The following is a 10,602-nucleotide window of genomic DNA, read 5'->3' as shown; positions in this document are numbered from 1 at the left end:
CATCGCCACAGGCGGATACTGCCGCCAGATTCCAGTACCCAGATTCTTTCCGTGTTGTTCCGTAAGCGCAGCGGTATTCCGTGTTTTTTTCCGTGGAATTCCGTATATTCCGTGTTTTCCGTGGTTACTCCAAGCAAAACCACAACGAAAAGACCCGCCAGACAGGAACCCCGAAAGCAACATCCCCGCCCCGCCACACATCAATACCCTGCAACAACACAGAACAACCTGCTGCGCACCTCCGGCGGACACCCTGCCGTCCCCTCCGCCACCCGCTCAAACGGATACCCCAAATCCTCACAGACCGCAACCCGTACCTCCGGAGGAAGTGCCGCCGCAAGCACCGCAACCGAAAAATCCGGATCCGCAATCACAAACACCGAATGCCCCGCACGCACATCCGCCGCCGCACGCGCAACCGCCGACGCATGATCCTTCCCGTGCGCATTCACCACCGCAACATTCGTCCACGAAACCTTCAGCCGCGCAAACGCCGCCTGCATCGACGAAATCCCCGGCACCACCTCCCCCGGCAGATACCCGAGCCCCGCCATCAGCGGATCCCCCGTTGACAAAACCACCGCATCCTCCGGAAGAGCACGCAGCGCCTTATAATCCGTAATCGGAACCAGCTCCGCATCCGCCGCCGCATACCCCCGTGCAAGCTCAAGCGCACGAACCGACCCGTAGATCAACTTCGCCGCACGAATCCGGGAAATCCCCTCCTCCGTCAGCATCCCCGCACCGGCACCAACACCAACAACAATCATCCCTGCACCTCCCGGGAATCAACCAGCACCGCCCCGTCCCGATCCAGAAGCACAACGCGCACCCGCGGAAACCGCCGCACCGCATCCAAAACCTCCGCCCGCATCGCAGCAGGACCACCGGCAGAAGCCGCCAGCTCCTCCACCGTCGAAAACCCCCGCGACGTCGCCACCTCCGGATGGAAAAACCGGAGAATCAGACCCGGCAGACCACACACAACAACACTGCGGCAGTGCTCCGCCGCAGCAAGCGCCTCGGCAATCTTCGACCCCGCAAGCACCACCTCACACGCCGGAAACAACAACCGCGAAAACCGCAGACCCGTCCGGCCTGTCGTAATCACCACATCCGAAGCCGCCGCAATCCGCTCCCCAAGCGTCTCCGTCAGATGATCATCCCACGGCTCCACAAACCCCGTCGTCCCCACCACCGAAATACCGCCGAAAACACCCACCTTCGGATTCAGCGTCAGTGCACCAATCCGCGCACCCTCCGGAATCCGCAGAACAACCTCCGCACCGGCCACCCCGGCCAGACAACATGCCGCCTCAATCGCCCCCAGAATCTCCGCCCTCGCCTGAGGACTGATCGCAGGCTCACCCAGCCCATACCGCGGAGTCGCCCGCGCAAACCTGCCGATACCCTCTCCTGCGGCAAGCAAAACCATCTCTGACGGCTTCGCCTCCGCAACAATCAAAATTCCTGCAGTAATATCATCAGGATAATCCCCGGCAAACTTTTCTGCCTCACCATGCCCGTTCCTGCCGCAGGCAGGAACTCTCGCCGGAATACCGCACGGAAGCACTATCTCCGCCTCCGACACCTCCGCACCGGCAAGTGACGCAACCGCAGCAAACGCCGCCGCCGCCGCCGTAGTCCCGGTCGTAAACCCTCGACGGAGCACCGTACCATTCGCCGTCAGCACCCCGAACCCCGACCGCGCAAGATCGCGTGCCGCCTCATCCGTACACAAACGCACCCACGCCTCAGGATAAGGAAAACCGCTCACCGGATCAATCATGTCTGTTCAGAATACATCGTAATAATCTCATTCAGCGACGCAACCGCAACCGGCGTACCGCCGCGGGTACCAACATTGGAGACCGACGGAACCGCCTTCATCCGCAGAACCTCCTTTGACTCCGCCGCATTCACAAACCCCACCGGCGTCCCCACAATCAGTGCCGGACGTATCCCCTCATCCACAAACCCGCACACCGTCAAAAGTGCACTCGGCGCATTCCCGATAACCACAATCGAACCATCCAGCCTGTCCTTCAGCGCAACAAACCCTGCCGAACTGCGGGTAATCCCCTGCTCCCGGGAAATATCCGCACCATAATCCAGCGCACACGCAACCGGACAGGAATGCCCGCGCTTCTGAATCCCGGTCAGAACCATACGGATATCCGTAAAGATCGGAGCACCTGCCGCAACCGCTGCAAGACCCGCCGAAACCGGATCATTCTCGAACCGCAGCAGATCCGCCATCGCCCAGTCGCCTACCGCAATCGAACACCGCTGACGAATCCGATCCTCTGGCGTCGCGTTCCCGACCATCTCCCGCGCAAGGCTTCTGCTGCGCGACGAAATCGAAAATCCTTCCGGCGTATCAGCGCCGATATCAGTATACGTACTTTCTGTGGTAACCCCGGGGCGTAATAATTCCTTTGACATCTCCATTATCCTCCCAGAACCTGGTCTCCTCGCCGCCGATAATCAGAATCGAATGCATATCAACCAGCTCATCATTTTCTCCAAGCGATGCAAGCGTCACGCAGAACGTCTCCTCACCGTCGCGAAACACATTCCTCACCACGCCGACCGGCGTTTCCGGGACACGGTACTGCAGTGCAATACCAATGGCCTTCCCCAGATTCAGCGGTCGCCCGCGGCTTTTTGGATTGTACAGCGCAACCGGAACACCCATCTGGAACGCCAGATTCAGACGCTTCTCGATCGTATCCCACGGCGTCAGCAGATCCGACAGACTCAGCGTCACATAATCACCCGAAAGCGGTGACCCGAGACGGGACGCCGCCGCAGTTGCAGCAGTAACGCCCGGAAGCACCTCGACCTCCGTCTCCGGAAACTCATGCTCCACCACCTCAAGCACAATGCTTGCCATACCGTACACACCCGCATCGCCGCCGGTAATCATCGCAACATTGCAGTCCGCCGCAAGGCGGGCAGCCTCCTTTGCACGGTCAACCTCTTTACCCATCGAACTGCGGATAACCTGCTTATTCACAAGCAGGACCTCCAGTTTATCCAGATAAAACGCATTGCCAATAACCACATCTGCAGCGGCAATTGCCTTCATTGCGGCCGGAGTCAGCTGCTGCAGGCTGCCCGGTCCGGAGCTTACTATCCAAAGAATTCCCATAATTATTTCCCTATGGCAATCGTGACGCGGCCATAGACGGTCTTGTTCAGAATCAGTGTACCGGACTTCGCAAGCGCCAGAGCACACGGCTCTGCAACACCTGACAGACCCAGCATCCCGGCGCGGGACGGGGTCATCGGCACCTGTGCATTAATAGTATCATCATCCAGAAAGATGAGATTGCCGGATAAGGACCTGACCGCCTCGTGCAGACCGGTCTCATGAAACTTCTTCACCGTCGTTGCATACATCGTAACATCGCTCTCTGAAATCCCTGCTGCCGTACATGCTGCATGAATTGCCGAAAGAATCTCTTCGGTGGTCGTTCCAAGACGGCATCCGACACCCATCACATACAGGGAATCATTCACCAGAACCGACACACCCGGATTTGCAACCACAATGTGCGGCGGCTCCACCCGCACAACCGGCACCTCACCATCAAGAATCGCACCATTCACCTCACGGGTTGATGACCGGTTCACAATGGCAAAACCTCCCGTTCGGGCGGTCTCCTCCACCGAAGGACGTCCTTTCGTCTCCGTCGCCGTTGAAATCACCGGCTCAATGCCAAGTTCCGCGAGACGTTTCGCGCAGACATTTCCCCCATGATGACCCCCGAGTACCGGAACCGCATACCGGAGATCCGGCGTTACCACAACCACCGCAGGATCATGCCACTTATCGGAAAGATGCGGAGCGCATCCGCGAACTGCAATCCCGGCGGACATCACCGCAACAATCGTCTCAACAGTACCATAGAGATCGCCAAACACGTGATCCGAGTACGGCACCAGCTCCGCATCAAGAAACGCGGCGACCTTCTCTCCTTCGGCACGGAACCGGTCCAGAACAACAACAGCAGTTTTCATCCGTAGAGATGCGAGTTCGTATAAGCGGCTTTGATTCCTGCAACCACGTCGCCGACAATAATAAGCGCCGAACGCTCAATACCTGCCGCATGTACTTTACCGGCAATATCCGCGATCGTCCCCCGGATAATCTGCTGATCAGGCCATGAGGCATGATACACCACTGCGACCGGCGTTTCCGGGCAGCGGCGGAGCTTCTTCATCACCGCATCAATGTGGCCGGTTGAAAGGAAGATCACCATTGTCGTCCCGTGTTCCGACAGCTCCGCAAGCTGATCCGAGTCAAGCGTCTCCCCCGCAGACCGGGTAACAATCACCGACTCGGACACGCCGCGAAGCGTGTACTCCGTCTGCAAAGCAGCCGCAGCCCCGAACATTGAGGAAACTCCCGGCACAATCTCCGCATGAATACCGTCCTCTTCAAGGGGTGCAATCTGCTCCACAATCGACCCGTAAATCGCCGGATCGCCGGAGTGCAGCCGCACCACAACCTTTCCTGCACGCACACTCTCCGCAATCACCGAGGTGATCTCCTCAAGCTTCATCCCCCAGGAATCAAGCTTCAGGGTAGCAGGAGACTTTGCCACCAACTCAGGGTTTACGAGCGACCCTGCATAAATCAAAACATCTGCTTTTTGCAAAAGCTCCATTCCCTTGACCGTAATCAGACCAGGATCGCCGCATCCTGCACCGACAATATAATATTTCATACTTTCCTCGCGATCATAATTGAGAAATAGTTCGTCTTCTCCGGCAGCGTTCCGCGGTGCACGCACTCCCCGTCCATATACATACGCTCAACCACAGTGAAATCATTGTACCCCTCGGATTTCAGCAGTTCTGCCTTCTCTTTCGGGTGCGTGACCTTCATCAGAATTTTCGTTGCCGGATCCGCCGGGCCGTCCGTTACCAAAAATGCACCGTTCACCGGAATCTGTGCATGAGAGGCAACCGCAGTGATGGAACTGATACCCGGAACCGTCTCCACCTCAAGACCCGGATACCGCTCCCGCACCATTCCGGCAAGCCGGGAGAAGGTTGAGTAGTAGTTCGGATCCCCGATAAGACCGAAGACCGCTTTACCTGCTCTTGCCACAGGAACAATCTTCTCGGCATTGCGTTCCATACATGCCGTGATAACCTCCTCGTCACGGGTCATCGGAAACTCAAGAACAACAATCTCTCTGGCATAGGGTTTCACCAGTTCCGAGGCAATACCGCCCGGCACAAACACCGTGTCCGCCTCGGAAAGCAGGCGGACCGCTTTAAGGGTCAGAAGCTCCGCATCACCGGGGCCGAGACCGACTGCCGTCAGCATTCGCGGCCCCCGTGAATAATATAGATAGGATTGATTGGTTTGAACATAATGCGCTCCGTAAGCTCATAGGATCGGGACACCTGCAGATGTACCGCTTCCCGGAAAATTCCCCGTTCCTTCATGACGCGGATGGTATCAACAACGGTTTCAATAAGAACAGCATTGACCACGATGCTCCTGCATCCTTCTTCATCCAGTTTTGCAATGATCTCGGCAATATCGCGGCTTCCGCCGCAGAAGGCGCAATCGATTCGCTTGTGGGGAGAGGAAAGAAACGACAGCGCCTCGCCTTCAAGCACTTCAACCTGCGGGAGACCTGTACAGGTCTCCCGGGTGATCGAAACTGCGGCAGGCCGGCGATCAACGGCATACACGCAGCCGCCGGCACCTGCCTGCGCAGCAATTGCTTTTGTTACTGTGCCGGTACCGCAGCCTATGTCGGCTGCGGTATCACCGGGTCGTACACCGAGTTTTTCAAGTGATACTGCCATCACTTCCGGTTGTGTGGGTCCTCCGGGTAACTCCATACTGATCTCTCTCTTCTTAGGAAAAATTGCTTTAGCGAAAGTTGCTAAGTAATGTTTGTGAGGAGGCGTTATAGTTGTATGCAGTCGGCCGGTGTTGCTCCAAAAGTATCAGGCCGATGTTATTTTCGCTCCAAAAATCTGTGACGAGAGACACTGAGTACCAAATAGCCCCAAAGCCAATGCACACCCGATAAATATGTTATTTTCAAAAAAAAGACTTTTGCATCTGTTTTTCGTCACTCATGTTGAGTGGCGCAGAAATCTGGAACAGTCCGGGGTCAATCATGTATTTTTGTTCCAATCGGAGGAAATGTTTCGGACTTTTGGAACAAAGTTGTAACAAAGCCAATGTTAATATACTATTCCTGAGGAGTTTTAAACATGGCAAGATTTGGAATCGCAGTATTCATACTTATCGCCGTTGTCGTCTGTATCTTCAGTGCAGGCTGCATTGGAACCGACACACCGGCAACACCCACACCAACACCCCCGGTGACCATCGTACCGACACAGGAACCAACACCGGGAAACATGACCCCCGTAACTACCATTACCGTCCAGAAATACGGAGTTGCAGTTCCGGCAGGCAACACAATGCAGTTTACTGTCCCGAGCAACCCGACCACCGGCTATCAGTGGCTTGCAGACAATGTTACCGGTCTCGTGATCAATCAGACCTATCAAGCAACCCCGGTTGCAGACAACATTGCCGGTTCCGGCGGCAATGAGATCTTCACGATCACGGCAGAAAAAGCAGGAACCTACCTGTTTATTGCAAACTATCAGCGTCCCTGGGAAAACAAACTCGCTGAGGCAACCCTGTACCAGACACTGATCTTTTCCAACGGAACAAAAACGGAAACTGCTGATCCGCTGCTTTCCGTAACCTTTGATGGAATTGTCAGCCCGGCCGCGGGAGAAGTCGTCAAGATCACCACAGAAGGCAACCCGACCACCGGGTACGAGTGGACTGCTGTTCCGGGCCTTTCCGCTACCAAGAGTGACAACATTGTCATCCTTAACTCGACCTACGTCCCGACTCCTGTTGCCGGACCTATCGTCGGCTCAGGAGGAACCTACGAATGGCTTGTCACCGCAGAAAAGCCCGGAACATATGAGTTCCGTGCCCAGTACAAACGTTCCTGGGAGGATGAGCCCGTAGGCGAATTTTATTTCAACATCACCTTCCGGTGAAAAATCTTTTTTTATTCATCGTAGATCTGCTGTACCCGCCCCACTGACCCGTCGGCAAGCCGCACCTTAATCCCGTGCGGATGGGTGGATGAATTCGTCAGAATCTCTGCAACGCGCCCCCAGGTAAGAGCGCCGGTCGGCTGATCCTTTTTGAGAACTATCGCAACCGCCGATCCCACCCTGATATTTTTCCGCACTCGTCCGTCCTGCATACTCTCATCAATCATTCGCACCGCCGGCTATAAAAGTTCATCATCTCTGAGACGAAACCCGAAGAAAAGAACATGGCAAACGAATTCGAGCGTGCAGTAGTCATCTGCATCAACCGGTACTTTACCGAACACCGGACGAAAGGCTTCGCCTACCGCCTCAAGCAGGCGCACTTCAACACCCAATATATCGACATCATCGTTTCTGGCATACAGTTCACCATAATTTTCGAAAGAATTTTTTTTATCAGGGGAGTTTCAAGACATTTTTCCCTTTGCATCACCCAGGACAAAAATAAAAACCCACATTAAAAATAGTAATTCACACCAAATATGAAGAAAAGAACATGGCAAACGAATTCGAGCGTGCAGTAGTCATCTGCATCAACCGGTACTTTACCGAACACCGGACGAAAGGCTTCGCCTACCGCCTCAAGCAGGCGCACTTCAACACCCAATATGTCGACATCATCGTTGACTCGCTCGACCCTTCCTTTTACCTTGCCATTGAATGCAAATCCGTCAAAGGAAAACGTCTCTCCTTTACGAGCAACTTCCACAAAGACAAAGACAACGTGCACCAGATCGACAACATCTCCGGCTTTCTCAAATATACCGGCAGGCACGGATTCCTTGCCGTAGAGTTCCGGGGAGGCCAGAAAAACGAAGCCTACCTCATGCCCTGGGATATGGTACTCGCATTCTTCGCCTCGCAGGCCAGCATCCCGATAGACGAGTTCCGCAAATGCATCCCGCTGGAACGCACCCCCTACGGCTACCACCTTGACTCCCTCGTACCGTCTCCGTCAGACTAAATACCTGAGAGAACGAATAAGTATAGAATCTATGCGAGGGTTGAACAGATTTTTATCAATAAACGGAAAACCGGTGAAAACACCGGTAGTACTCGCATCCATGGCGGGAATCACCAATGCAGAGTATGTCCTTGAACGTGCGGCCCATGTAGGCGCTGCCTTCATCGGGGGATTTTCTCTGGACGCCGCCACACAGGAAGCTGCCCGGAAAATGGTTGAAGCGGGCCGCACCGAGTTTTCGGAAGGTTTCGACGAAATTGCAACCGAGCTTGCCATGCTTGAAGGAACCGATGTCGTTATCGGCCTGAACCTTCGCGGCGCAACACCCGACGCATACGTTGCCGCAGCCCGCGAGTTCGGCAAAGATGTCATCTATGAAATCGACGCACACTGCCGCCAGCAGCCGATGATCGACGCACACTGCGGCGAATACCTGCTGTACAATACCGACGCCCTCTGCGACATTGTCCGCGCCCTTCACGCAGAAGGTGTCTGCGTCTCCGTCAAAACCCGTGCAGGCGTAACCGATGACCGGCTGCTTGCACGAAAACTCTGGGCTGCCGGTGCCGACATCCTGCATGTTGACCTGATGGACACTGGCTACACCCGCATCCGGCAGATCAGAAACAGCTGCCCCCTGACTCTTATTGCAAATAACAGCATCAACGCACCCGACAAAATGATGGACATGTTCTCGCACGGTGCCGACATGGTTTCCCTTGCCCGTTCGGCAAACGTTGCAACCCTCCAGCTTCTTGACCGCTACATCCGTGCAACCGCCGAAGAAAACGGCTGGTACAACGCACCGAAACAGCTCTGCCGCGGCGGTGACCTGCGTTCCCTTACCTTCTGCTGCATGCCGGTCAAGCAGTGCCCGCTTTTACCGACACTTGACACAATCGGCATGAGCCGTCAGGAGTACCTCGCACTCAAACAGGAGTTGACGGACGGCACTGAACTTTCAAAAGGCAGTCATACCTGTTTCGGCAGTCTTGCCTGGTGCTGCAAATCCTCAACCCCCTGCATGTTCCGCGACATGACACTCAAATCCCTGCCGCTTGCAAAGAATGAATATATGGCAATAAAACGGGAGCTTTCGGACGGAATCATGGAGAAGATTTTTGCCGATGTCCCAACCGACTGTTAAACCCGCCTCTCTTGCAGAGCTCGCGCAGTTTGCCATGCTCCTTGAAGTCACTGCCCGCGGAAAACCGGGCAACATTGACCGGTGTCACGACTACGAAGACACCCGGCTCGATCATTTTCTTTCCTCGGCAGTTCTGGCAAAACCGGTTTTTTCCGCTGTTGAAGAAGGCCGTCTCTCCATCGGCGAAGCGATGCGCGATGCAGTCGCACGCACAAACATGCACAACGGCGGCAACACACACTTCGGCGCGTTTCTTCTTCTTCTGCCGTTAATTGCAGGCAGAGGAATTGCCGGCGCGGCGGAACTGGTGAAAAAAACAACCGTGACTGATGCAGTCCTCTTCTATGAAGCATTCGGCCTGACACAGGTGCGGGTCAGAACCGAGGACCCCATGGATGTTAACGATCCGGCCTCGGTACAACGGCTGATTGACGAACAGATCACGATGTATAACGTAATGGAGTACTCTGCCCCGCACGACATGGTTGCACGCGAATGGACGAACGGCTTTGCCCTGACACGCCGCGCAGCAGACCTGCTGATCGCACAAAACAGCGGAGTACACACGATCCCTGCAATGTTTCTTGCCCTCATGGCAGAGTATCCGGACACCTTTATTGCAAAGAAGTTTGATGCAAAAACCGCGGAAGCGGTGATGTATCAGGCCCGCGAGGTTCTGGACGGCAAACGATCTCTTGCCGCATTTGACGGAGAATGCATCAAAGCGGGCATCAATCCCGGCTCCCTTGCCGACATCTGCATTGCAGGAATATTTACCGCTCTTCTGGAGGGTTGGAAATGGGACTGTTAGGCGAAGGAATCACCGAAGTAATTGCGGTTACAAAAGACAATGCTGCCCCGATGGGCATCATCGTAAAACCGGGCATCTCCCCGCGGATGATTCTGTTCAAGGGATCAAAGACAGCTGCGAACATCCTTGAGTACGGCTGGGTTACAGCAAACTTTGTTTCGGACTGTTACCTCTATCCGCAATATGCGTTTTCGGACGTCGCAGCTGACGATCTGGCGGATGTATTTGTCGGCGGCATCGTGATGCAGCGGCTGCTTTCCGCAGACGCATGGATGGCGTTCCGGACAACCGTTCTGCATGAAACCGAGGAAACCTATTACATCGATCTTCTGCCGGTGGCATCCGAGTATATCCGCGAGGAACCGCACCCGATCAACCGGGGCTTCAACAGCATCATCGACGCAACGGTACATGCAACGAGATATGTGTACAACAAGGATGACCGTCTCCGCGATCTCATCGAGTATCATCTGGGTGTGGTTGCCAAATGCGGCGGCCCCCGCGAACGCGAGGCGGAAAAACTTCTCCGCGAAATCTGCGGATTGTAAGTCCGGT

Annotated in this window: 14 protein-coding genes; 5 read left to right on the top strand and 9 right to left on the bottom strand. The window is 55.2% G+C overall.

The annotated features are described in order from the left end of the window. Positions 1 to 200: 200 nt before the first annotated feature. Genes O0S10_RS02260 through O0S10_RS02225 form a run of 8 tightly spaced genes read right to left on the bottom strand, consistent with a single transcriptional unit; the run spans position 201 to position 5,871 of the window. Positions 201 to 770: a cobalt-precorrin-7 (C(5))-methyltransferase gene (locus O0S10_RS02260; protein ID WP_268924274.1), complete on the bottom strand. Its 570-nt coding sequence runs from the start codon at positions 768 to 770 to the stop codon at positions 201 to 203. Then, positions 767 to 1,789 carry a cobalt-precorrin-5B (C(1))-methyltransferase gene (locus tag O0S10_RS02255; RefSeq protein WP_268924273.1) on the bottom strand — a complete coding sequence of 341 codons (1,023 nt, stop codon included), beginning with the start codon at positions 1,787 to 1,789 and terminating at the stop codon, positions 767 to 769. The genes O0S10_RS02260 and O0S10_RS02255 overlap by 4 nt, the downstream gene beginning before the upstream one ends. Continuing rightward, complete coding sequence (locus O0S10_RS02250; protein WP_268924272.1) at positions 1,786 to 2,445, bottom strand: precorrin-8X methylmutase; 660 nt, start codon at positions 2,443 to 2,445, stop codon at positions 1,786 to 1,788. The genes O0S10_RS02255 and O0S10_RS02250 overlap by 4 nt, the downstream gene beginning before the upstream one ends. Beyond that, positions 2,393 to 3,154: a precorrin-3B C(17)-methyltransferase gene (gene cobJ, locus O0S10_RS02245; protein ID WP_268924271.1), complete on the bottom strand. Its 762-nt coding sequence runs from the start codon at positions 3,152 to 3,154 to the stop codon at positions 2,393 to 2,395. The genes O0S10_RS02250 and cobJ overlap by 53 nt, the downstream gene beginning before the upstream one ends. 2 nt (positions 3,155 to 3,156) lie before the next feature. After that, entirely contained in the window at positions 3,157 to 4,026 is an 870-nt protein-coding gene (gene cbiG, locus O0S10_RS02240; RefSeq protein WP_268924270.1) for a cobalt-precorrin 5A hydrolase, read from the bottom strand. Further along, positions 4,023 to 4,736, bottom strand: coding sequence for a precorrin-4 C(11)-methyltransferase (gene cobM, locus O0S10_RS02235; protein WP_268924269.1), 714 nt, complete (start codon positions 4,734 to 4,736; stop codon positions 4,023 to 4,025). Before cobM ends, cbiG begins: the two co-directional genes overlap by 4 nt. After that, complete coding sequence (locus O0S10_RS02230) at positions 4,733 to 5,344, bottom strand: cobalt-factor II C(20)-methyltransferase (protein ID WP_268924268.1); 612 nt, start codon at positions 5,342 to 5,344, stop codon at positions 4,733 to 4,735. Before O0S10_RS02230 ends, cobM begins: the two co-directional genes overlap by 4 nt. Then, positions 5,338 to 5,871, bottom strand: a complete 534-nt coding sequence (locus O0S10_RS02225) for a methyltransferase domain-containing protein (RefSeq protein WP_268924267.1) — start codon at positions 5,869 to 5,871, stop codon at positions 5,338 to 5,340. Before O0S10_RS02225 ends, O0S10_RS02230 begins: the two co-directional genes overlap by 7 nt. Before the next feature lie 381 nt (positions 5,872 to 6,252). Between O0S10_RS02225 and O0S10_RS02220 the strand changes: the two genes are divergently transcribed. Next, positions 6,253 to 7,065 (top strand): protease inhibitor I42 family protein, encoded by an 813-nt coding sequence (locus O0S10_RS02220; protein ID WP_268924266.1) that lies wholly within the window; start codon positions 6,253 to 6,255, stop codon positions 7,063 to 7,065. An 11-nt stretch (positions 7,066 to 7,076) separates the two neighbouring features. On the opposite strand, the gene O0S10_RS02215 is transcribed toward O0S10_RS02220, so the two are convergent. Beyond that, positions 7,077 to 7,277, bottom strand: a complete 201-nt coding sequence (locus tag O0S10_RS02215; protein ID WP_268924265.1) for a YwbE family protein — start codon at positions 7,275 to 7,277, stop codon at positions 7,077 to 7,079. Between the two features lie 344 nt (positions 7,278 to 7,621). On the opposite strand from O0S10_RS02215, the gene O0S10_RS02210 reads away from it, so the two are divergent. Genes O0S10_RS02210 through O0S10_RS02195 form a run of 4 tightly spaced genes read left to right on the top strand, consistent with a single transcriptional unit; the run spans position 7,622 to position 10,595 of the window. Beyond that, complete coding sequence (locus O0S10_RS02210; protein WP_268924264.1) at positions 7,622 to 8,089, top strand: Holliday junction resolvase; 468 nt, start codon at positions 7,622 to 7,624, stop codon at positions 8,087 to 8,089. Between the two features lie 31 nt (positions 8,090 to 8,120). Next, a complete protein-coding gene (locus O0S10_RS02205) occupies positions 8,121 to 9,236 on the top strand; it encodes a methanogenesis marker 9 domain-containing protein (RefSeq protein WP_268924263.1) in 1,116 nt (371 codons plus the stop codon). Further along, positions 9,217 to 10,047 carry a triphosphoribosyl-dephospho-CoA synthase gene (locus tag O0S10_RS02200; RefSeq protein WP_268924262.1) on the top strand — a complete coding sequence of 277 codons (831 nt, stop codon included), beginning with the start codon at positions 9,217 to 9,219 and terminating at the stop codon, positions 10,045 to 10,047. The genes O0S10_RS02205 and O0S10_RS02200 overlap by 20 nt, the downstream gene beginning before the upstream one ends. Beyond that, positions 10,035 to 10,595, top strand: a complete 561-nt coding sequence (locus tag O0S10_RS02195) for a DUF447 domain-containing protein (RefSeq protein WP_268924261.1) — start codon at positions 10,035 to 10,037, stop codon at positions 10,593 to 10,595. Before O0S10_RS02200 ends, O0S10_RS02195 begins: the two co-directional genes overlap by 13 nt. Positions 10,596 to 10,602 lie beyond the last annotated feature (7 nt).

The organism is Methanocorpusculum petauri, assembly GCF_026891975.1.
Classification (GTDB): domain Archaea; phylum Halobacteriota; class Methanomicrobia; order Methanomicrobiales; family Methanocorpusculaceae; genus Methanocorpusculum; species Methanocorpusculum petauri.
The sequence above is the reverse complement of the archived record's forward strand: the minus strand, read 5'-3'. Positions and strand labels throughout refer to the sequence as shown.